Genomic DNA, 21,365 nt, shown 5'->3' on the forward strand with positions numbered 1-21,365 from the left:
TAGGCAGTCGCTGGGAATACGGTTACGACGAGCACGGCAACCTGACGGAAGTGCGCGACCCGCTCGGCAACAGCACGTTCACCACCTGGCACCCTGTTTTCACGTTCCCGCTGAAGGAAGTGCTGTCGGACGGTGCCACCTGGCAGTATAAGTACAACGCGTGCGGCGATGTGGTCTCGCTCGTTTGGCGGGATTAATACCTACAGCTATGTGGGTGATCCGATGGTGTGGGTGGATCCGTTGGGGTTAGTTGCATGTTATAAGCCACCGCATGAGAATGTTTTTTACAGGATCATGTCAAAAGAAGATTTTGCTGTTTTACAAAAAACAGGACGTATGCCTGCTACAACCGAAACAACAATATCTCCAACCCGTGAATTTTCAGAAGACTATGACGGGATATTGGTACAATTCAATCTAAAACCAGGTACGCGAGCACAGTTAGAAGGTATTGGCATTAGAGATAATTCTGATCTGGCTGCTGTAACACATCCTGATATACCAAGCCCAGTAAAATCAAAAGGTTGGGGGTTGAAAATGCTTGATTTAAAGGCGATGATGACCAGATAAATATTGGTCCTGGAAGGGAAGGGGGCGCTGCTTTAAAAATCTTTAACGATGGTATCGATTCTTTTAATGTGTTGAGGCAATAATGAATTCAGAGCAAAAGAACTTAGTGCTTTCCGTGGTTAATAATAAGCCACTTAGAACTGGAAAAATAACAGATGAAGAATTTCTAAAAATCTTTCCATGTGCTCAGGGGAGTGTTGAGGATTTTATAGATGACATTTTAAAAAATGCGCACTTTTCTAAAGACCTGAAAGAAGTCGAATACGCTTTATATATTGGCTTTCATTTTGGGTTTACAAGCAAACATGAAGATATCTTGATACATCTTTTGGGTGATGATTTTCATTATAAACATGATGATGTTGTGCGGGCTTTAGTTGAAATAAAGGCTAAAAGCGATGATGCAGTAAATGCCCTATATAACTGTGCTTTATCTGAATATGATTATTTGGCTGATGACAGAGAGGATGATAATTACATGTTGGCATGGAACTGTATATACGCGTTAGCGAAAATAGGTTCTAAATACGCTGTTGAGAAATTAAAAGCATTGTCAAGAAATCCCATTCCTGAAATAAATAGTAAAGCAGTACAGGTTGGAAAGTCTTACGGTGTTTTAGATTAGAAAATAAATTTTTATTTAAGCCGGTTTCCGGCTTGAATTTTATAAGACCGTTCTTGAGGGAGAAGCGAAATTGCTAAATGTATGTCCCCAGTATCTATGTACCCTTTTCTCTTTTTGACAAGGCTGGTTACATCTGAAATGTTGGCAATCCATTTTTTGCAATATTCGGGTGCCGCGCAGCATCAGCTTTGAAAATGAGGCAGCGAGAGGTGAAGGCGGGCTTAACAACGTCCGCTCCTGGCACAAAGTGGATCTTGAGGAATGAGTTCTATCTTGTGGTTCACTAAGTGCATTAAGTTCTACTCGGATCCTGCTACCCATTTGTCCAACATATCCTCCCATTCCCGAATCATCACTTTACGCTCATCAAGATAGGTTGCATGGTTATATGTGCGACGAACATTATTGGTATCAGTGTGCGCAAGTTTGGCCTCAATAGCATCAGGTCGATAGCCCCTCTCGTCTAAACGGGTACTTTCTGTGGTTCGGCTTGCATGAGGGCTATAAGTTCCACTCCAGCCCATTCTTTTCAGTAGCTGACGAAGAGAGTGCGATGTTATTGGACCTGGTGGATTTTCCCTTCCCGGAAAAAGGTGCTGCCATGCCTGGTTAATCCTTGTAATGTTTTGAGCATGTTGAGGGCCTGGGATGGGAATAATATTTTCCCTACCAGCTTTCATGCGCGTTGCTGGGATGGTCCACAGTCCGTTATCAAGATGATGATCTCTCTGATAGGGAGCATACCGATAAAAACAAAAATCCACGCAGTTGCGTGGATTTTATCGTTTTGGTGATGCGTATGAGATTCAGCAAAACCCCATAAGACAACACATCATATTTAGACGTTGAACAGGAAGTTCATCACATCGCCATCTTTAACGATGTACTCTTTCCCTTCTGAACGCATCTTGCCCGCTTCTTTCGCGCCTTGCTCGCCTTTATAAGCGATGAAATCTTCATAGGCGATGGTCTGGGCGCGGATAAAGCCTTTCTCAAAGTCGGTGTGGATTTTACCGGCCGCCTGCGGAGCGGTTGCGCCGACAGGAATGGTCCATGCGCGTACCTCTTTCACGCCAGCGGTGAAGTAGGTTTGCAGGTTCAGCAGTTCATAACCAGCGCGGATGACGCGGTTCAGGCCCGGCTCTTCCAGACCCAACTCAGCCATAAACTCATCGCGGTCAGCATCTTCCAGCTCGGCGATGTCAGACTCAACGGCGGCGCAAACGGCAACCACCACGGAACCCTCTTTCGCGGCGATGTCGCGCACGGTGTCGAGGTACGGGTTGTTCTCGAAGCCATCTTCATTGACGTTAGCAATGTACATGGTCGGTTTCAGGGTCAGGAAGCTCAGGTAGCGAATAGCCGCTTTCTCTTCAGCAGAGAGATCCAGCGAGCGCAGCATACCGGCGTTTTCCAGCTGCGGCAGGCATTTTTCCAGTGCAGACAGCTCAGCTTTTGCATCTTTGTCGCCGCCTTTGGCTTTCTTCTGAACGCGATGGATTGCGCGTTCGCAGGTATCCAGATCCGCCAGCGCCAGCTCGGTGTTGATAACGTCAATATCGTCAGCCGGATCGACCTTGTTGTTAACGTGAATAATATTGTCATTCTCGAAGCAGCGCACCACGTGGCCGATGGCTTCGGTTTCGCGGATGTTGGTCAGGAACTGGTTGCCCAGGCCTTCACCTTTGGACGCGCCTTTTACCAGACCGGCGATATCAACGAACTCCATGGTGGTCGGCAGGACGCGCTGCGGTTTAACAATTTCCGCCAGCTTATCGAGACGCGGATCGGGCATCGGTACGACACCGGTGTTCGGCTCAATGGTACAGAAGGGGAAGTTCGCCGCTTCGATACCCGCTTTGGTGAGCGCGTTGAACAGGGTGGATTTACCTACGTTAGGCAGACCAACGATACCGCATTTGAATCCCATGATGTAATTACCTTAATCTCTTGATAATCAACCCGTTATTAAAAACGGATTGTCGAAAAGTGAAAAACTGCGCCTAGTATACACATAACCAATGTTATGCGCGGCAAAAAAGGCGCTGGGCGCGCTTACTGCGCTTTAAAAGCGTGCAGGCGATTGGTGGCTTTGGTTAGCCCCTCTTTCAGCCACACTTCGGTACAACGCGCCGCTTCGTCTACCGCATCGTCGATCAGCGTCTGTTCTGACACCGGCGGTTTACCCAGCACAAAACCGACAACCTTGTTTTTATCGCCCGGATGACCAATTCCGATGCGTAAGCGGTGAAAATTGGGGTTATTGCCCAGTTTGCTGATGATATCTTTCAGGCCGTTATGCCCACCGTGGCCGCCGCCAAGCTTAAATTTTGCCACCCCGGGCGGCAGATCGAGTTCGTCGTGCGCCACGAGGATCTCGTCGGGATTGATACGGTAAAAGGTCGCCATCGCCGCCACGGCTTTACCGCTCAGGTTCATAAATGTCGTGGGCACCAGCAGGCGCACATCTTCGCCCGCCAGCTGAATGCGCGAGGTGAAACCAAAGAACTTCGGCTCGTCGCGTAATGGCGCGCGCGCGCGCTCCGCCAGTAAATCCACATACCATGCGCCAGCGTTATGGCGTGTCGCGGCATACTCCGCGCCGGGGTTTGCCAGCCCGACAATCAGTTTAATCGTCACTTTCTCTTCCTGACCAGGTCAATGTCCGGCGCGTAGTTTACGTCGAGCGGCGCGCGATGACAAAATTCTCACATCTTATGAGCCGTGAAGGGGAATGATTACTCACCTCAACCATTCGAATTTCAACGAGTTCATGGGGTTATGTGTAAATTTATGTTAGGCGGATATGTGTAATTGTGATCCTGCCCGCAACCGCTAAAAAGTACGCTGTCTATACTTTGCACACAAGGATTGGGGATATCCCATCCAACCCACTGTTCGGAGGTGACACATGAAACGTAGAAACGCGTCGTTACTCGGCAATGCGCTCATGGGGTTGGGGTTAATTGTGATGGTTGTCGGCGTCGGGTATTCGGTTCTCAACCAGCTTCCGCAGATTAACCTGCCACAGTTTTTCGCCCACGGCGCGGTGCTCAGCATCTTCCTTGGCGCGGTGCTCTGGCTGGCAGGCGCACGCGTCAGCGGCCATGAAGAGGTGTGCGACAAATACTGGTGGGTGCGTCACTATGACAAACGCTGCCGTCGCGACCGGCAAAACCACGGCTAACCAGCACTGATTTCGATAACGGCTCCTGCGGGAGCCGTTTTTTTTGGTCTTTTGCTTGACCCTCACGTAACGTGAGGCGCGAAAGTGGCGTCTGTGGAGCACGAAAGGAGCAGTTATGTTAATTCAGGTAGGTGAGCTGGCGCGGCGCGCAGGCATTAGCGTTCGCACCCTTCATCATTATGAGCATATTGGCCTGCTGCTGCCTTCTGCCCGAAGCGCCGCCGGTTACCGGCTCTATAACCTCGCGGATGTGAAGCGCCTGCAGATGATTCAGGCGCTGGCAAAATCGGGGATGGAACTGGCGGCAATTGGCGACTACCTGGCGCGGGAAACGCGCCCGCTGGCTGAACTGTTAAATGACCAGATTTCCCGGCTCGACAGGCAGGTGCGCGATATCGTGACACTGCGCGATCGCCTTCTCGATCTCCGGGATGGTCTTGCCCGCGGCGCGGAGCCCGACCTCGAGTCCTGGCTACAGACACTGGAGTTGATGAAAATGTACGATCGTTGGTTTACGCCGCAGGAGTTAGACGAATTACCGTTTGCCGCCCGGGATGAAGCACGTGACCGCGTCTGGGCGACGCTGGTTAGCGAAGCGCAAACACTTATGGACAATAACGTGGCAGCGGATGATACGCAGGCGATGGATCTGGCAACCCGCTGGATGACGCGCCTTGAGCAGGATACGGCCAACAAGCCGGAGTTTTTAACGCGGCTTAATGAGATGCACAGCGCCGAACCGCAGATGCGCGAGCAGACCGGCATTACCCCTGCGATGACAGAGTACATCACCCGCAGTTTTGCCGAGAGCAAGCTGGCTATCTGGCAGCGCTACTTAACGCCGCAGGAGATGGCCTTTACCCGCGCGCACTACTTCGACCGCATGATGGAGTGGCCTGCGCTGGTGGCAAAACTGCACGATGCCAGCCGCCGCGCGCTTGATCCACACAGCGATGAGGCGCAGGCGCTGGCGACAAACTGGCTGGAGCTGTTTCAGTCCTATGCCGGGCGCGATCCGCAGACGCAGCAGAAGTTTCGCACGGCGATGGAGCAGGAGCCGCACCTGATGAAGGGGACGTGGATGACGCCCGCGGTGCTGCAGTGGCTCCGGCGGGCAATTGAAGTGATGATGCGCGCCCGTTACGGCGCGCCGGGATCAGAGATCGGCTAACGCCGCGTCGCGGTTCGGGAAGAAGGCCAGCCTGCCGGGGATCGGTTGAATACCGGCGCGGGCAAAGGTGCGCAGCGGCTGAAACTCCAGGTTGCTGACGCGAAGCTCTGTGCCCTCCGGCAGGCGGCTGACGAAACGGCGGAAGGCATCAAGCCCACCGGCGTCGAGCACCGGAACCGCGTCCCACTTCAGCACCACGATGCGTTTTCCGGCGATACGCGTCTCCAGATCGCTGAACAGCCCCTCTGCCGCCGCGAAAAAGAGCGGGCCGATCACTCTCAGCACCAGCACATCATCCGGTACGCTGACATTCACCGCTGCAAGACGCGTCATGCGCGCGATGCGGCGCATAAACAGCAGCGAGGCGAGGACAATCCCGACGCTGATGGCAATCACCATATCGAACAGCACCGTCAGCGACATGCAGATCAGCATCACCACAATGTCATCGGCTGGCGCGCGGCGCAGCAGATCGACCACCTTATGCGCTTCGCTCATATTCCACGCCACCATCAGCAGCAGCGCGGCCATCGCCGAGAGCGGCAGCCAGGAGAGCAGGGGAGCCAGCACCAGCAGCGCCATAATCACCAGCAGGGAGTGGATCACCGCTGAAATGGGTGAGGTGGCACCGGCGCGTACGTTTGCCGCCGAGCGGGCAATCGCTGCGGTAGCCGTAATACCGCCAAAGAAGGGCGCGACAATATTGCCCAGCCCCTGACCAATCAGCTCACTGTTGGCTTTGTGCTTGGTGCCGGTCATGCCGTCGAGCACTACCGCGCAGAGCAGAGACTCAATCGCGCCGAGCATCGCCATGGAAAACGCCGCCGGTAGCAGGGCGCGCAGGGAGTCCCAGCTTAAGGTAAAGGTTGAGCCAGGCAGATCCCATGGCAGCACCAGTTGCGGCAGCAGTTGCGGAATGCCGTTGCCCTGGCTGCCGTCAGCCAGCAGATAGTGAAACTGCGAACCAATGGTGGCGACATGGCCGCCGAGCAGGTTGACCACTCCCATCACCGCACAACCGGCCAGCAGCGCCGGCAGATGCCCCGGCACGCGCAAACGCAGGCGCGGCCAGAGGATCAGCGTGCCGAGCGTCACCACGCCGATAGCGGCATCGCCCGGGTTAATGGTTGGCAGCGCCATCACCAGTGCGCCCACTTTTTGCAGGTAATGCTCCGGCACATGGGCCATTTGCAGACCGAGAAAATCTTTGATCTGCATGGTGCCGATGGTAATGCCGATCCCGGAGGTAAACCCGAGGGTCACGGAGAGCGGGATGTACTCAATCAGGCGTCCAAAACGCGCCAGACCGAAAAGGATCAGGAAGACCCCGGACATCAGCGTCGCCACCAGCAGGCCACCGAGGCCAAACTGTTGCGAAACCGGGTAGAGGATCACCACAAACGCCGCTGTCGGGCCGGAGACGCTGTAGCGCGACCCGCCGCTCAGGGCAATCACAATGCCCGCGACGGCAGCGGTGTATAAACCGTATTGCGGCGCAACGCCGCTGCCAATCGCCAGCGCCATCGCCAGCGGAATGGCGATAATGCCCACCGTGACCCCGGCGATCAGATCGCGGGTAAAGCGGGCGGCGGTATATTTTTCTTTCCAGCAGGCATCAATCAGCGCGCGGAAAGGCATGATATGGGGAGAAAGTAACGTTTTCACAGGAGTCACTCTTTTGCGAAGCGTAGTCTAACTAATTAATAAATCATACAAATAAAAAAGAGGGTTAAAAAAACCCGCCGAAGCGGGTTTGATATGAAGCATCGATTAATGTTCGAACATCGCAGAGATCGACTCTTCATTGCTGATACGACGGATAGCTTCGGCCAGCATGCCAGAGAGCGTCAGCGTACGTACGTTCGGCAGCGCTTTAATCTCTTCGCTCAGCGGAATGGTGTCGCAGACCACCACTTCGTCAATCACGGAGTTGCGCAGGTTATTCACCGCATTACCGGAGAAAATCGGGTGCGTGGCGTAAGCGAAGACGCGTTTGGCGCCGCGCTCTTTCAGGGCTTCTGCTGCTTTGCACAGCGTACCGCCGGTGTCGATCATATCGTCAACCAGCACGCAGTCGCGGTTCGCCACGTCGCCGATGATGTGCATCACCTGCGAGACGTTGGCACGCGGGCGGCGCTTATCGATGATCGCCATGTCGGTATCGTTCAGCAGTTTGGCAATGGCGCGTGCGCGAACCACGCCGCCGATATCCGGTGAAACCACAATCGGGTTGTCGAGGTTCAGCTGCAGCATATCTTCGAGCAGAATCGGGCTGCCGAACACGTTATCAACCGGTACATCAAAGAAGCCCTGAATCTGTTCAGCATGCAGGTCTACGGTGAGGACGCGGTCAACGCCAACGCTTGAGAGGAAATCGGCAACGACTTTTGCGGTAATCGGTACGCGAGCGGAGCGGACGCGGCGATCCTGACGGGCGTAACCAAAGTAGGGGATAACGGCGGTGATACGGCCTGCGGAAGCACGGCGCAGGGCATCGACCATCACAACCAATTCCATCAGGTTGTCGTTAGTAGGAGCACAAGTGGACTGGATGATGAAAATATCACCACCGCGTACGTTTTCATTGATTTGTACGCTGACTTCGCCGTCGCTAAAGCGACCTACGGCGGCGTCGCCGAGAGAAGTGTACAGGCGGTTGGCAATACGTTGTGCTAGTTCCGGGGTGGCGTTACCAGCAAAAAGCTTCATATCAGGCACGAGAAGAACCTCAGGCATGCGTCCAGTGGTGGATAGGATACGCCAAAATGTGCGGTCAGGGCGAAAAACTATCCATGCGGTGTATTAAAGAGCGCGATGCAACGTCTGGAACAAGTGACGTTGTCACCGTGACTCAGCTTGCCCGGCGATGGTTTGTGCTAGCGGCGAGAGGTTAACGCCTCGCGCGACAAAACCGTTCAGCCATTCCGGGGCTTGCTCAAGCACCTGACGAGCGGAGGATTCGGTGTCAAATTCGGCAAAGACACAGGCTCCTGTGCCAGTCAGGCGCGACGGCGCGTATTCTAACAGCCAGGAAAGCGCCGCATCAACCTCACGAAAACGTTTTCTTGCGATAACCTCGCAATCGTTGCCGAATTCACAATTCAGTAACGTATTGATTGACCTGACGGGCGTATTGCGCGGGAGCGCCGGATCGCCAAAGATAAGCGGCGTCGGAATGCTGACGCCCGGGTGGGCAACCAGGTACCATTTTTCCGGCGGATCGACCGGCGTAAGCAGCTCACCGACCCCTTCAGCAAACGCCGCATGGCCACGCACAAACACCGGCACATCGGCACCAAGCGTTAAGCCCAGCTGCGCCAGCTCATCGACGCTCAGCCCGCACTGCCAGAGATGGTTAAGCGCCACCAGCACCGTTGCCGCATTCGACGAGCCGCCGCCAAGCCCGCCGCCCATCGGCAGACGTTTTTCTATGGCGATGTCCGCACCACAGCCTGGGGCCAGCCGTTCGGTCGCGGCGGCGCGCTTCATTAGCAAACGCGCCGCGCGCACGATCAGATTCTCCTCATCCGGCACGCCGTCGACCGGCGTCAGCAGGCAGATTTTGCCGTCCCGGCGCGGCTCGATGGTCAACGTGTCGCCATAATCGAGAAACTGAAACAGCGTTTGCAGCGTGTGGTAACCATCCTCACGCTGGCCGGTGATGTATAAAAAGAGGTTAAGTTTTGCCGGAGCAGGCCAGGTCATCATTTAACGATCCAGTTATCCATCTTTAACTTGATGCGCTGCTTGCCGTCGCTCAGCTCCATATTGGAAGGCAGGGCTGGCTGGGTTTTGCTGTCATAACCGCCATATACCACTTTCCAGCTCTTGCCGTCCTGGCTGTAGTTGACCTGGCTCAGGCGATACTGGTCGTCGAGTTTGTAATCGGTGGCATCGCCCGGCAGGCCGAGGATCCACTGGCGCAGGCTGTTAAGCGGAATCGGCATGCCGGTCAGCTTACCAATCATCTCTTCTGCGTCGTCGGCGGTGTAGTGCTTACCTTTATTATCCACCAGCTCAACGTTGCCCGGCTGCGCCTTCAGCTCAAGCTCGGTGCTGCCCAGCGGGTTGGTGAGCAGTAAACGGTAGCGATCCTGGCCGGTTTGCTGCCAGAAGAAGCGGGCATAGACTTTTTGCTCATCCGAGAGATAGGCAAACGCGCCGCGCGTCTGATACTGGTGTAAATCGCGCACCTGCTGCTGATGCTGACGCCACTGCGGCGCATCGGGGCTTTTTCCCGGCCCTTTCGGCGCGGTCAGGGTACAGGCGGTGAGCACGAGGCTTGCCAGCGGTAGCAGGCGAATGAGGCGGAAATCCGACAGAATCATAACGATGACAAATCCTTGTAACAGTTTACAGACAGAAGCTTAATGCTAGCGCCGCACAGAAAGAGCGTCTACGTTCACGTTGTCTTAAATCATAAAAAGACCAATTACTCCGAAAGGATAGTCTCCCTTTTATTGACTGGGCTCATCCTGTATGATGCGTGCAGTCTAACCTTATCAACGTTGGTACTATTCCCGCGCCCATGACCCTTTTAGCACTCGGCATCAACCATAAAACAGCACCTGTTGCGTTGCGAGAACGTATTGCGTTTTCGCCGGAAACGCTTGATCAGGCGCTGGAAAGCCTGTTGGCGCAGCCGATGGTGCAGGGGGGCGTGGTGCTCTCAACCTGTAACCGCACCGAGCTCTATCTGAGCGTCGAAGAGCGGGAGAACTTACAGGAAGCGCTGGTGCGCTGGCTCTGCGATTATCACCATTTACGTGAAGATGAGGTTCGTCAGAGCCTCTACTGGCACGAAGATAACGACGCCGTCAGCCATTTAATGCGCGTGGCGAGCGGGCTTGATTCGCTGGTGCTCGGCGAGCCGCAGATCCTCGGCCAGGTGAAAAAAGCCTATGCCGACTCCCATCGCGGACACGGGAATGCCAGCGAGCTGGAGCGCATGTTCCAGAAATCCTTCTCTGTTGCCAAGCGCGTGCGCACGGAAACCGATATCGGCGCCAGCGCCGTGTCGGTCGCTTTTGCTGCCTGTACCCTGGCGCGGCAGATCTTTGAGTCCCTGTCGACGGTTACCGTGCTGCTGGTCGGCGCGGGCGAGACCATTGAACTGGTGGCGCGCCATCTGCGCGAGCACAAAGTACAAAATATGATCATCGCCAACCGCACCCGCGAGCGCGCGGAGCTGCTGGCGACTGAGGTCGGGGCGGAAGTGATCGGCCTGAGCGAGATAGATGAGCGCCTGAAAGATGCCGATATCGTCATCAGTTCGACCGCCAGCCCGCTGCCGATTATTGGCAAAGGGATGGTCGAGCGGGCAATGAAGGCGCGCCGCAATAAGCCGATGCTGCTGGTGGATATCGCCGTTCCGCGCGACGTTGAGCCGGAAGTGGGTGAAATTGCCAACGCCTATCTCTACAGCGTCGACGATCTGCAAAGCATCATTCAGCACAACCTGGCGCAGCGCAAAGCCGCGGCGGTGCAGGCGGAAACTATCGTCGCCCAGGAGACCAGCGAGTTTATGGCCTGGCTGCGCGCGCAAAGTGCCAGCGAGACGATTCGCGACTATCGCAGCCAGTCAGAACAGGTTCGCGATGAGCTGACGGCAAAAGCGCTCGCTGCGCTGGAGCAGGGCGGCGATCCGCAGACCATTATGCAGGACCTGGCGTGGAAGCTGACCAACCGTTTGATCCACGCCCCAACCAAATCTCTTCAGCAGGCCGCCCGTGACGGGGATGACGATCGCCTGCATATTCTGCGCAACAGCCTCGGGCTGGATTAGCACACCACACTCCTGATAATTACTAAAAGGTGCCTTTACGCCTATGAAGCCTTCTATCGTTGCCAAACTGGAAGCCCTGCATGAACGCCATGAAGAAGTTCAGGCGCTGCTGGGCGACGAGCAAACCATCGCCGATCAGGATCGCTTTCGCGCCCTGTCGCGCGAATATGCGCAGCTGAGCGACGTTTCCCGCTGTTTTACCGACTGGCGACAGACGCAGGACGATATCGAGACCGCGCAGATGATGCTCGAGGACCCCGAAATGCGCGAAATGGCGCAGGAGGAGTTACGCGACGCGAAAGAGAAAAGCGAGCAGCTTGAGCAGCATTTACAGGTGCTGCTGTTGCCGCAAGATCCCGATGATGAGCGCAACGCGTTTGTCGAAGTCCGCGCCGGTACCGGCGGGGATGAAGCCGCGCTGTTTGCCGGCGATCTGTTCCGCATGTACAGCCGTTATGCCGAGGCCCGCCGCTGGCGCGTTGAAATCATGAGCGCCAACGAAGGCGAGCATGGCGGCTATAAAGAGGTTATTGCCAAAATCAGCGGCGACGGCGTCTATGGCCGTCTGAAGTTTGAATCGGGCGGGCACCGCGTGCAGCGCGTTCCGGCCACCGAATCGCAGGGGCGCATTCACACCTCCGCCTGTACCGTTGCGGTGATGCCGGAGCTGCCGGAAGCGGAACTGCCGGATATCAACCCGGCGGATCTGCGTATCGACACCTTCCGCTCCTCCGGCGCGGGCGGTCAGCACGTTAACACCACCGACTCGGCGATCCGCATTACCCACTTGCCGACCGGCATTGTGGTCGAGTGCCAGGATGAGCGTTCGCAGCACAAAAACAAAGCCAAAGCGCTTTCGGTGCTCGGCGCGCGCATTCGCGCGGCTGAAGTGGCAAAACGCCAGCAGACAGAGGCCTCCACGCGCCGTAACCTGCTTGGCAGCGGCGATCGCAGCGACCGCAACCGCACCTATAACTTCCCGCAGGGTCGTGTCACCGATCACCGCATCAACCTGACGCTCTACCGTCTGGATGAGGTAATGGAAGGCAAGCTTGATGCGCTGATCGAACCGATCGTGCAGGAGTACCAGGCCGACCAGCTGGCGGCGCTCTCCGAGCAGGATTGATGGAGTACCAACAGTGGTTGCGCGAGGCAGTCAGCCAGCTGCAGGCGAGTGAAAGCCCGCGGCGCGATGCCGAGATCCTGCTCGGCTTTGTCACCGGCAAAGCGCGCACCTTTATTCTCGCCTTCGGTGAAACGCCTCTTACGGACGAGCAGCAGGAGCAGCTTGCTGGGTTACTGGCCCGGCGCGTGCGCGGCGAGCCGGTGGCGCATCTGATTGGTGAGCGCGAGTTCTGGTCGCTGCCGCTGTTTGTTTCGCCCGCGACGCTGATCCCGCGCCCTGATACCGAGTGTCTGGTCGAGCAGGCGCTCGCCCGGCTTCCCGCCGCGCCGTGCCGCATCCTTGATTTGGGTACCGGCACCGGCGCAATTGCGCTGGCGCTGGCCAGCGAGCGGCCAGATTGCCAGGTCACCGCCGTCGATCTCATCCCTGACGCGGTCGCGCTGGCGCAGCGTAACGCCGATCATCTTGGCATCCGCAATATCGAGATTGTGCAGAGCCGCTGGTTTAGCGCCCTTGAGGGGGAGCAATTTTCGCTTATCGTCAGCAACCCCCCCTATATCGATGCGCAGGATCCCCATCTGGCGCAGGGCGATGTGCGCTTTGAACCGCTCAGCGCATTGGTGGCGGCGGATAATGGCCTTGCGGATCTGCACACGCTGATTAAAGAGGCACCGCGCTACTTACTGCCACAGGGCTGGCTGTTGCTTGAGCATGGCTGGCAGCAGGGTGCGGCGGTGCGCGAGATTTTTGCCCGCTACGGCTGGCAGCAGGTGGAAACCTGCCGGGATTATGGTGATAACGAACGCCTGACGCTGGGACGGCGGCCGTAACGGGAGCAACAGGGAATGTGCCTCTTTAACATCCTGATTACGTTACATTTGACGTCGGTGGCGCTGACCATTAGCCTGTTCACCCTGCGTTACTGGTGGCGCTGGAGCAACAATCCCCGCTTTCAGGCGCGTTGGGTGCGGGTGTTACCGCATATTGTCGATAGCGTTTTGCTGCTCAGCGGCGTGGGGTTGATAGCTCTGACCGGCTATTTGCCTTTTACTGTTAAAGGCGCATGGCTGACTGAAAAGCTGTTTGGCGTTATCATCTATATCGTTTTGGGTTTTATTGCGCTCGGGCGACATCGTCCGCGCGGCCAGCAGGCAGGTTTTATCGCCTTTATGCTGGGGCTGGTGGTGCTGTACATCATCATTAAACTCGCCGCCACAAAAGTACCGATACTGGGGTAAGACATGAGGTCGTTAGCTGATTTCGAATTTAACAAAGCGCCATTATGCGACGGGATGATCCTTGTTTCCGAGCTGATACGCGATGATTTTCCTTCACAATACGTACAAGACGAACTGGAGCATCTGCTCGCGCTTGCCCGTGAAGAGATCAGTCAGGCAAAGCCTCAGGAGCATCAACTGGAGGAGCTCCTCGCGCTGTTTTACGGCGAATGGGGCTTCAAAGATACCCGCGGCGTCTACCGTCTCTCCGATGCGCTGTGGCTGGATAAAGTGTTGCAGAACCGCCAGGGCAGCGCCGTGTCGCTGGGGGCGATTTTGCTGTGGGTCGCCGGGCGGCTCAATATTCCGCTGACTCCGGTTATTTTCCCGACGCAGCTGATTCTGCGCGGTGAGTGGCTGGATGGCGAAATGTGGCTGATTAACCCGTTTAATGGCGACACGCTGGACGAACATACGCTCGAAGTTTGGCTGAAGGGCAATATCAGCCCGGTGGCCGAGCTGTTTAACGAAGACCTTGATGAGGCAGACAACGCTGAAGTGATCCGCAAACTGCTGGATACCCTGAAGTCGGCGTTGATGGAAGAGCAGCAGATGGAGCTGGCCCTGCGCGCCAGCGAAGCGTTACTGCAGTTCAATCCGGAAGATCCGTATGAGATCCGCGATCGCGGGCTGATTTATGCGCAGCTGGACTGCGACCACGTGGCGCTGCATGACTTAAGCTATTTTGTCGAGCAGTGCCCGGAGGATCCAATCAGCGAAATGATCCGCGCGCAGATCAACACGATTTCCCATAAACAGATTACCCTGCATTAAGCATTCACACTCGATAAGGCGATTTTATGAAACAAAAAGTGGTCAGCATTGGCGACATCAACGTGGCGAACGACCTGCCGTTCGTGCTGTTCGGCGGCATGAACGTGCTTGAATCCCGCGATTTAGCCATGCGCATTTGTGAGCACTACGTCACCGTGACCCAGAAGCTGGGCATCCCGTACGTGTTCAAAGCCTCTTTCGATAAAGCCAACCGCTCTTCCATCAAGTCCTACCGTGGGCCTGGTCTGGAAGAGGGGATGAAGATTTTCCAGGAGCTGAAGCAGACCTTCGGCGTCAAACTGATCACCGACGTGCACGAAGCAAGCCAGGCGCAGCCGGTCTCCGAAGTGGTGGATGTGATCCAGCTTCCGGCCTTCCTTGCCCGCCAGACCGATCTGGTGGAAGCGATGGCGAAAACCGGCGCGGTGATTAACGTCAAAAAACCGCAGTTCGTAAGCCCGGGCCAGATGGGCAATATCGTCGACAAATTTATCGAGGGCGGTAACGACAAAGTTATCCTCTGCGATCGCGGCGCGAACTTCGGTTATGACAACCTGGTGGTCGACATGCTCGGCTTCAGCGTGATGAAAAAAGTCTCCAACAACTCGCCGGTGATCTTTGATGTGACCCACGCGCTGCAGTGCCGCGACCCGTTTGGCGCCGCGTCCGGCGGCCGTCGTGGTCAGGTCGCCGAGCTGGCCCGCGCGGGCATGGCAACCGGTCTTGCCGGTCTGTTTATTGAAGCGCATCCGGACCCGGATAACGCCAAGTGCGACGGCCCGTCGGCGCTGCCGCTGGCGAAGCTGGAGCCGTTCCTGCAGCAGATTAAAGCGATTGACGATCTGGTGAAGAACTTCGACGAGCTCAACACCGAAGCGTAAAAGAAAAACCCCGCGAAAGCGGGGTTTTTTGTATCCGAATAACTCAGGCAAAGATGGTCATCAGGTAGGCGGCAAACAGCGCCAGATGCGCCGCGCCGTTAAGCACATTGGTGCGCCCGGTCGAGAAGGAGATCTGGCACAGCATCAGTGATGCCACCATCACAATCATCTCCGGCGCATCGAGGCCGAACACCAGATCATTGCCGGTAAACCAGGCAATCAGCGTGACCACCGGTACGGTCAGCGAGATGGTTGCCAGCACCGAACCGAAGAAGAGATTCATCGCGCGCTGTACCTGATTGTTCAGCACCGCTTTTAACGCCCCCAGCCCTTCCGGCGAGAGGATCAGCAGCGCAACGAGGAAGCCGGTAAAGGCCACCGGAGCGTTCACTTCCGTCAGCAGCGCTTCCAGCGGCTGCGCGTTCATCTTGGTCACCGCAATCACCGCAATCAGATGCACAATCAGCCACGCGGTGTGCCAGAAATTGCCGTGCGCCGACGGCTTACCGTGGTGCGGATCGTCGCCGTCATCTTCATGCTCATAGACAAACAGGCTCTGATGGGTTTTGGTCTGGATCAGCAGAAACACGCCATACATCGCCGCCGAGATAAGCGCCACCAGCAGCGCCTGGCCGGTGGTGAAGTTCGCTTCCGGCAGCGCCATCGGGAAGACCAGCACGATAATCGCCAGCGGAAAGAGGGCGATCAGATACTGCTTGATGCCAAACAGATTGACGTACTGCGTGGCAAATTTACGCCCGCCCAGCAGCAGCGAGAAACCCACCAGCCCGCCGGTGACAATCATAATGATGGAGTAGAGCGTATCGCGCATCAGCGTCGGCGCGGCATCGCCGGTCGCCATCAGCGCCGAGATGAGGCTCACTTCGAGGATAACGACGGAGAGGCTCAGAATTAACGAGCCGAAAGGTTCGCCCAGACGATGGGCAAGAACGTCAGCGTGGCGCACCACGCTAAAGGCACTGGCTAAAATCCCGACCAGCGCCAGCACATTGATTCCGACTATCGCCGGCAGTGACTGCGAGCTTCCCCAGAAGAGCAGCACGGCCAGCGCCAGCACCGGGAAAATGAGCGTGGTCTCCTTGTGGCGGGTTTTAACCGCCTCGTGGGTTGTTGTCATTATGATTCTCCTCAGAGGGCAGTATTGTTGAAGTATAGATAAAGAACGCAAGGTGATTAAAATAGCAAAAAAGTCGCATTTACGTGGTCATTTTTACCTATTTTTACCGCAGTAAAATTTTTTCTATTGCAAAGCCACGAAAATTGCTCTTTTCTGGAAATAATGAAATATAAACATAACGATAGTTAAATTAAAAAGTCATTTATCCTTCATGCCTGGCGCTGAGGCGGGTTGTCGACCAGACTTAACCTTTTAGCCCAACAAGGAGCAGAAAAGTGCCCTATAAAGCAAAATCTGAGCTGCCAGACAGCGTGCAACATGTGCTTCCTGCCCACGCGCAGGAGATCTATAAAGAGGCGTTTAACAGCGCCTGGGATCAATACAAAGATAAAGATGACCGCCGCGGCGATGCCAGCCGGGAGGAGACGGCGCACCGCGTCGCCTGGGCGGCGGTCAAAAATGAGTATGAGAAGGGGGATGACGACAAGTGGCATAAGAAGAAATAGCGCGTAGCAGCGCCACCTTCGCCATTTATAGCTTTATTCGATGGATTGATGCTGTTGCATGCGGCGCGTGAATTGCATATCGTCATATGGCGCTGCGTTGAAACGACGGCGTATGTCGGGAAGGCAGCAGTAAAGCAGTCGCAAGGACGCAGGCAGTGGCGGAGGTAAAAGATGTTAACGCGTGATTTCTTGCGAACGGCCGATTGCAAAACGGCGTTTGGCGACATAGAAGAGTCGTTGTTGTGGTCGGCTGAGCAGCGGGCGTCCTCGCTGGCGGCGACGCTGGCCTGTCGGCCGGATGATGGCCCGGTGTGGATTTTTGGCTACGGTTCGCTGATGTGGAACCCGGCGATGGAGTTCGATGAATCCTGCCCGGGAACGCTGGTCGGCTGGCATCGCGCCTTCTGTTTGCGCCTGACTGCCGGGCGCGGTACCGCGTGTCAGCCAGGGCGCATGCTTGCACTGAAAGAGGGCGGGCGCACCACCGGCGTGGCTTACCGGCTGTCGGAGGAGAGCCTGCACGACGACCTGACGCTGCTGTGGAAACGGGAGATGATCACCGGCTGCTATCTGCCGAGCTGGTGCAAACTTTCGCTCGACGATGGCCGCGTGGTCAATGCGCTGGTGTTTATTATGGATCCGCGCCACCCGCTCTATGAGTCAGATACCCGCGCGCAGACCATCGCGCCGCTGATCGCTGCCGCCAGCGGACCGCTTGGCACCAATGCTCAGTATCTCTTCTCCCTTGAACAGGAGCTGATTAAGCTCGGCATGCACGATGACTGCCTGAATGAACTGGTGGGAAGAGTGCGTATGCTGCTGGAGGGGGACAAACCAGGCCCGGAAATGGTGCCTGGTTTTGCCTGCTAAGGATGACGTTTACGCCGCAACATAGCTGATCGAGTGCTCCAGCGACTGGCTGTGGCTGTCGATCAGCACGCTCCAGATGCCGCTGTATGGCACCGAAAGATAGGCGCTGGCGCGATTCTGGACACTCAGAATATCCGCCTGCGCATTCGGCCTGCGGCTCTTCTCACACATCAGATGGATATGGCAATTTTCAGAACAGCGAACCACTACCGTATCCCCGCCAAACAGTTTCAAACTTGCTTTAACTACCGCCATTTTTTAACCCCGTCATTTGAATAACGCCATCCCTGCGTGATGTTGTTCACAAAACACTCCGTGCATCACACCAAACGACCGTTAGCCAGATGCTGATTTTGATCAACAAATGACGTAAGGATTAAACAAAAATAACAATCTGCGGCGAGGGGGGAGATCCGGCGCGCGAAACCGTGGTCTTCACGCGCCGGTAAAAGATTAAATGCGGAAATGTCCGGCAGTGTCGGCAAGTTCACCCGCTTGCGCGCGCAGCGCCCCGGCAGCGGCGGTTGATTCGACGACCAGTTCGGCGTTTTGCTGCACCATACGATCCAGATTTATCACCGCATGATTGATCTCCTGAATGCCTTTCATCTGCTCGCTGGTGGCGACGGTGATCTCGCGCATGATCACCGATACGCTGTCGATGCTGGTGACGATATCCGTCATGCTGTCGCCCGCCAGCCGCACATAGCGCGAGCCGGTGGCAACGCTGTCGGTGGTGGAGTCAATCAGCGTTTTAATCTCCTTTGCCGCCTGCGCGCTGCGGCTGGCGAGATTGCGTACTTCCCCCGCGACCACCGCAAAGCCACGACCCTGTTCACCGGCGCGCGCCGCTTCCACCGAGGCGTTAAGCGCGAGGATATTGGTCTGGAAGGCGATGGCATCAATAACGCTGGTAATATCGCCAATTTTCGCCGAGGCGACTTCAATGGACTGCATGGTGTTAATGGCCTGCGTCACCACCTGACCGCCGCGCGAAGCGGCTTCTGATGCGACATGCGCCTGGGTATTCGCTTGTGCTGCGGCATCGGTGGATTGCGCGACCGACGCGGTGATCTGCTCTACGGCGCTGGCGGTTTCACGCAGGCTGGAGGCCGCCTGCTCCGTGCGCCCGGAGAGATCCTGGTTCCCGGCGGCAATCTCCTGCGCCGCCAGCTGCACCGAGTGGGTGGAGTCGCGCAGTTTCACCATCACCACCGCCAGCTTGTCGCTAAAGGCGTTAAAGGCGTGGGCGATCTGCGCCACCTCATCGTTACCGCTCTCCGGCAGGCGCTGGGAGAGGTCGTTGGTGCCGCTGCTGATGGCATTCATCGCATCGCGGATCACCACCAGGCGTTTAAGCAGCGCTGCGACCATCCACTGCATCAATGCCCCGGCAATAATCACCAGCACAATCAGCGACACGGCGGAGGCTTTTAACTGCGCGCGCAGACCGGCGGTGGCGTCATCCCCATCGAGGGCGACCACCAGCAGCCAGTCGGTTCCTTTCACCCGGCTGGCTAACAGCGACTTCTCATCCCCTGCATACTCGCCAGCGACGGTTTTTCCGCTGCTCAGTTCAGCAAAGGAGACGCCGTGAATAGCATCAGAGAAGGGTTTCATCGTCAGCTTTTCGTCGGCAGCGGCAATCACTGCGCCATCGCTGGCAAGCAGCATACCGCTGCTGTGCGGCGTCGGGCTGATGCCGCGCACGTTAGCCACCACGCTAGTCATCGAAACATCCCCGGCGACCACGCCCTTCAGCGTGCCGTTCTCTTTTACCGGCACGGCAAAGGTCACTACCAGTTGCCCGGTGCTGGCATCAACATAGGGGGCGGTAACCACCGGCGCATCGGCTTTCACCGCCTGCTGATACCACGGGCGAATGGTCGGATCGTAATCCGCTGGGACGCCGCCGGGATCGGAGAACTTGGCGGTTTTGCTGGCGTAGCCAACGTAGACGTTGATAAACCCGCCGGCGCGGGCAATTTGGGCAAATACCGGTACCGGATCGTCCGTTAACGCCACGCTTTGCAGGGAGGCAATCATTGCGGTTTTGCTGGCGACCCAGTCGGCAATGGCAATGCCATGGCTGTCGCGGGTACTGGAGAGAATATCCTGCTGGGTTTGCTGGTTGTGCTGGCGTGTAACCTGGTAGTTGATGATGGTGTTAAGCAGCAAGGCGACAGTAAGACAACCTGCCGTCGCCGCCATAATCCGGGCCTTGATCGATGTGAACATTTTTATTGTACCTGCTGTGTTTGTCTTAAGTGGCTATCGGCAACACAGCAGGCAAACTTGATGACGCAAAGCCATCCATAAGAAAATTGTATTAAACTCGCCGTTCCATTAGAAAGTTAATACTTTGTCTGCCGCCAGCGTCCACTGCGCCAGCTCGACAAGGGTACCGATCTCCACGCCTTCAACCAGCGGCAGGGCGCTGACGCCGCGTCCGTCGGCACAGGTCTTGCACAGCTTCACCGGCACGCCCTGGGCGGTAAGGATCTCCAGCATCTGCTGAATGTTATACCCCTCGGCGGGCTTCTGGCCGCGCAGCCCGGCGGTCACCGCATCGGACATTAAAAACAGCTTCAGCGCGACAGGCTCCTCCTGTTCGCGCAGCGCAATTCCCAGCCGCAGGCTGTTAAACAGCGATTCACTTCCGTAGGCCGCACCATTGGCGATGATCACAACGTTTTGCATTGTCACTCCTTCGATTAACCGTAGCGAAAAGGGCTATGCTACTGCGCCGCGCGGGCGGCGCAAAGGTAAAATCACTGCCCGAAGCGGCCAATCAGCCCGGCGGCGGCAAGGGTGTTGCCCTTAAGCTTGCTGAAAAGCTCCTCGCGGGTCAGCCCCTCCTCTAAGGTCGGTGGCAGCGAGGTGGCAATAAGGGTGAAAGTGTAGTGATGCGCGCCGCTGCCCGGCGGTGGGCAGGGGCCATGCCAGCGGAAATTGCCGGGCGTGTTTTTCCCGCCGGTAAAGCCTTTGCCATCGCGCAGCGCGTTTTGCGCAAAGCCCGCGCTGGAGGGCGCGATGTTATAAGCCACCAGATGCGTCACGCCCAGCCCGCGTGCGCCCTCCGGGTCGTGCACGATCAGCGCAAAACTCTGCGTGTTGGTCGGGGCGTTACTCCACACCAGCGCCGGAGAGAGGTTTTCGCCGGTGCAGTTGGGGTTGTTGCTGGCGTTACCGGCGAATTTTTTCTCCATCATCGCGTTATCGGCAAAGGCCGGGGATTGTAGCGTGAAGAAGGGAGTGGCGCTGGCCTGCGCGCCGCAGAGCAGCATCCAGCCGCAGAGCAGAGTTATTTTTGTTTTCATGACGCGTCTCTCGTGACAAGGATGCATTAACTGTAGCCGCAGCGAGGCGCGTCGATTAGGGATTTTCCTGATATATCGCCAGCGGCTGTAATCGCCAGCTAAAACCGCTAGACTAAGTGACTTACTTCACAAATT

General features: G+C 56.4%; 24 protein-coding genes and 2 pseudogenes. 13 read left to right on the plus strand and 13 right to left on the minus strand.

The features are described 5' to 3' along the window. Window positions 1–2 precede the first annotated feature (2 nt). The 3 genes and pseudogenes from ABIC80_RS04845 to ABIC80_RS04855 form a co-directional block, all read left to right on the plus strand. Window positions 3–182 (plus strand): annotated as a pseudogene (locus tag ABIC80_RS04845) (RHS repeat domain-containing protein); the annotation flags it as partial. Between the two features lie 112 nt (window positions 183–294). Further along, window positions 295–570, plus strand: a complete 276-nt coding sequence (locus tag ABIC80_RS04850; protein ID WP_232045444.1) for a hypothetical protein — start codon at window positions 295–297, stop codon at window positions 568–570. Between the two features lie 82 nt (window positions 571–652). After that, window positions 653–1,195: a HEAT repeat domain-containing protein gene (locus ABIC80_RS04855; protein ID WP_429175804.1), complete on the plus strand. Its 543-nt coding sequence runs from the start codon at window positions 653–655 to the stop codon at window positions 1,193–1,195. An 11-nt stretch (window positions 1,196–1,206) separates the two neighbouring features. Here the strand turns inward: ABIC80_RS04855 and ABIC80_RS04860 are convergent. From ABIC80_RS04860 to pth, 4 genes and pseudogenes are all read right to left on the minus strand, one after another. Then, window positions 1,207–1,353: pseudogene (locus ABIC80_RS04860) on the minus strand (hypothetical protein); the annotation flags it as partial. Window positions 1,354–1,494: 141 nt separating this feature from the next. Continuing rightward, window positions 1,495–1,959: a tyrosine-type recombinase/integrase gene (locus tag ABIC80_RS04865; RefSeq protein ID WP_429175806.1), complete on the minus strand. Its 465-nt coding sequence runs from the start codon at window positions 1,957–1,959 to the stop codon at window positions 1,495–1,497. A gap of 74 nt (window positions 1,960–2,033) precedes the next feature. Continuing rightward, the gene (gene ychF, locus ABIC80_RS04870) at window positions 2,034–3,125 is read right to left on the minus strand and encodes a redox-regulated ATPase YchF (RefSeq protein ID WP_429175808.1); all 1,092 of its coding nucleotides are present in this window, start codon (window positions 3,123–3,125) and stop codon (window positions 2,034–2,036) included. A 125-nt stretch (window positions 3,126–3,250) separates the two neighbouring features. Further along, window positions 3,251–3,835, minus strand: a complete 585-nt coding sequence (gene pth, locus ABIC80_RS04875) for an aminoacyl-tRNA hydrolase (RefSeq protein WP_023478596.1) — start codon at window positions 3,833–3,835, stop codon at window positions 3,251–3,253. 271 nt (window positions 3,836–4,106) lie between these two features. On the opposite strand from pth, the gene ychH reads away from it, so the two are divergent. After that, a complete protein-coding gene (ychH, locus tag ABIC80_RS04880) occupies window positions 4,107–4,382 on the plus strand; it encodes a stress-induced protein YchH (protein WP_042711688.1) in 276 nt (91 codons plus the stop codon). Between the two features lie 115 nt (window positions 4,383–4,497). Then, complete coding sequence (locus tag ABIC80_RS04885; RefSeq protein ID WP_429175810.1) at window positions 4,498–5,553, plus strand: MerR family transcriptional regulator; 1,056 nt, start codon at window positions 4,498–4,500, stop codon at window positions 5,551–5,553. On the opposite strand, the gene dauA is transcribed toward ABIC80_RS04885, so the two are convergent. The 4 genes from dauA to lolB form a co-directional block, all read right to left on the minus strand. After that, window positions 5,539–7,191, minus strand: a complete 1,653-nt coding sequence (dauA, locus tag ABIC80_RS04890) for a C4-dicarboxylic acid transporter DauA (protein WP_288876789.1) — start codon at window positions 7,189–7,191, stop codon at window positions 5,539–5,541. The two genes, ABIC80_RS04885 and dauA, sit on opposite strands and share 15 nt — an antisense overlap. A 132-nt stretch (window positions 7,192–7,323) precedes the next feature. Beyond that, window positions 7,324–8,271: a ribose-phosphate diphosphokinase gene (gene prs / locus ABIC80_RS04895; protein ID WP_007371855.1), complete on the minus strand. Its 948-nt coding sequence runs from the start codon at window positions 8,269–8,271 to the stop codon at window positions 7,324–7,326. A 123-nt stretch (window positions 8,272–8,394) separates the two neighbouring features. After that, window positions 8,395–9,261, minus strand: coding sequence for a 4-(cytidine 5'-diphospho)-2-C-methyl-D-erythritol kinase (ispE, locus tag ABIC80_RS04900; RefSeq protein ID WP_429175813.1), 867 nt, complete (start codon window positions 9,259–9,261; stop codon window positions 8,395–8,397). Continuing rightward, window positions 9,258–9,881 carry a lipoprotein insertase outer membrane protein LolB gene (gene lolB / locus ABIC80_RS04905; RefSeq protein ID WP_023478783.1) on the minus strand — a complete coding sequence of 208 codons (624 nt, stop codon included), beginning with the start codon at window positions 9,879–9,881 and terminating at the stop codon, window positions 9,258–9,260. Before lolB ends, ispE begins: the two co-directional genes overlap by 4 nt. Before the next feature lie 200 nt (window positions 9,882–10,081). Here lolB and hemA point away from each other — a divergent pair, with 200 nt between their 5' ends. Genes hemA through kdsA form a run of 6 tightly spaced genes read left to right on the plus strand, consistent with a single transcriptional unit; the run spans window position 10,082 to window position 15,396 of the window. Further along, a complete protein-coding gene (gene hemA, locus ABIC80_RS04910) occupies window positions 10,082–11,338 on the plus strand; it encodes a glutamyl-tRNA reductase (protein WP_094419753.1) in 1,257 nt (418 codons plus the stop codon). 43 nt (window positions 11,339–11,381) lie between these two features. Then, window positions 11,382–12,464 (plus strand): peptide chain release factor 1, encoded by a 1,083-nt coding sequence (gene prfA, locus ABIC80_RS04915; RefSeq protein ID WP_429175816.1) that lies wholly within the window; start codon window positions 11,382–11,384, stop codon window positions 12,462–12,464. Then, window positions 12,464–13,294, plus strand: coding sequence for a peptide chain release factor N(5)-glutamine methyltransferase (gene prmC / locus ABIC80_RS04920; RefSeq protein ID WP_429175818.1), 831 nt, complete (start codon window positions 12,464–12,466; stop codon window positions 13,292–13,294). The genes prfA and prmC overlap by 1 nt, the downstream gene beginning before the upstream one ends. A gap of 15 nt (window positions 13,295–13,309) precedes the next feature. Further along, a complete protein-coding gene (sirB2, locus tag ABIC80_RS04925) occupies window positions 13,310–13,702 on the plus strand; it encodes an invasion regulator SirB2 (protein ID WP_023478628.1) in 393 nt (130 codons plus the stop codon). Between the two features lie 3 nt (window positions 13,703–13,705). Next, window positions 13,706–14,515, plus strand: coding sequence for an invasion regulator SirB1 (sirB1, locus tag ABIC80_RS04930; RefSeq protein ID WP_023478892.1), 810 nt, complete (start codon window positions 13,706–13,708; stop codon window positions 14,513–14,515). Window positions 14,516–14,541: 26 nt separating this feature from the next. Then, complete coding sequence (kdsA, locus tag ABIC80_RS04935; protein WP_076769943.1) at window positions 14,542–15,396, plus strand: 3-deoxy-8-phosphooctulonate synthase; 855 nt, start codon at window positions 14,542–14,544, stop codon at window positions 15,394–15,396. A 43-nt stretch (window positions 15,397–15,439) separates the two neighbouring features. Here kdsA and chaA read toward each other — a convergent pair whose 3' ends face one another. Next, window positions 15,440–16,534, minus strand: a complete 1,095-nt coding sequence (gene chaA / locus ABIC80_RS04940) for a sodium-potassium/proton antiporter ChaA (protein ID WP_054803465.1) — start codon at window positions 16,532–16,534, stop codon at window positions 15,440–15,442. Between the two features lie 275 nt (window positions 16,535–16,809). On the opposite strand from chaA, the gene chaB reads away from it, so the two are divergent. Further along, a complete protein-coding gene (chaB, locus tag ABIC80_RS04945; protein ID WP_023478915.1) occupies window positions 16,810–17,040 on the plus strand; it encodes a putative cation transport regulator ChaB in 231 nt (76 codons plus the stop codon). A 171-nt stretch (window positions 17,041–17,211) separates the two neighbouring features. Then, window positions 17,212–17,910: a gamma-glutamylcyclotransferase gene (locus ABIC80_RS04950; protein WP_094419757.1), complete on the plus strand. Its 699-nt coding sequence runs from the start codon at window positions 17,212–17,214 to the stop codon at window positions 17,908–17,910. Window positions 17,911–17,919: 9 nt separating this feature from the next. Here ABIC80_RS04950 and ABIC80_RS04955 read toward each other — a convergent pair whose 3' ends face one another. The 4 genes from ABIC80_RS04955 to ABIC80_RS04970 form a co-directional block, all read right to left on the minus strand. Continuing rightward, window positions 17,920–18,165, minus strand: a complete 246-nt coding sequence (locus ABIC80_RS04955) for a DUF1883 domain-containing protein (protein WP_023478761.1) — start codon at window positions 18,163–18,165, stop codon at window positions 17,920–17,922. Between the two features lie 198 nt (window positions 18,166–18,363). Beyond that, on the minus strand, window positions 18,364–20,148 hold the full coding sequence (locus ABIC80_RS04960) for a methyl-accepting chemotaxis protein (RefSeq protein WP_263754564.1): 1,785 nt from the start codon (window positions 20,146–20,148) through the stop codon (window positions 18,364–18,366). Window positions 20,149–20,256: 108 nt separating this feature from the next. After that, window positions 20,257–20,610, minus strand: a complete 354-nt coding sequence (locus tag ABIC80_RS04965; protein WP_429175821.1) for a DsrE/DsrF/TusD sulfur relay family protein — start codon at window positions 20,608–20,610, stop codon at window positions 20,257–20,259. Between the two features lie 71 nt (window positions 20,611–20,681). Further along, the gene (locus ABIC80_RS04970; protein ID WP_429176478.1) at window positions 20,682–21,197 is read right to left on the minus strand and encodes a YbhB/YbcL family Raf kinase inhibitor-like protein; all 516 of its coding nucleotides are present in this window, start codon (window positions 21,195–21,197) and stop codon (window positions 20,682–20,684) included. Between the last annotated feature and the right edge of the window lie 168 nt (window positions 21,198–21,365).

Origin of the sequence: Kosakonia sp. 1610, from assembly GCF_050435845.1 — a bacterium.
GTDB lineage: Bacteria > Pseudomonadota > Gammaproteobacteria > Enterobacterales > Enterobacteriaceae > Kosakonia > Kosakonia cowanii.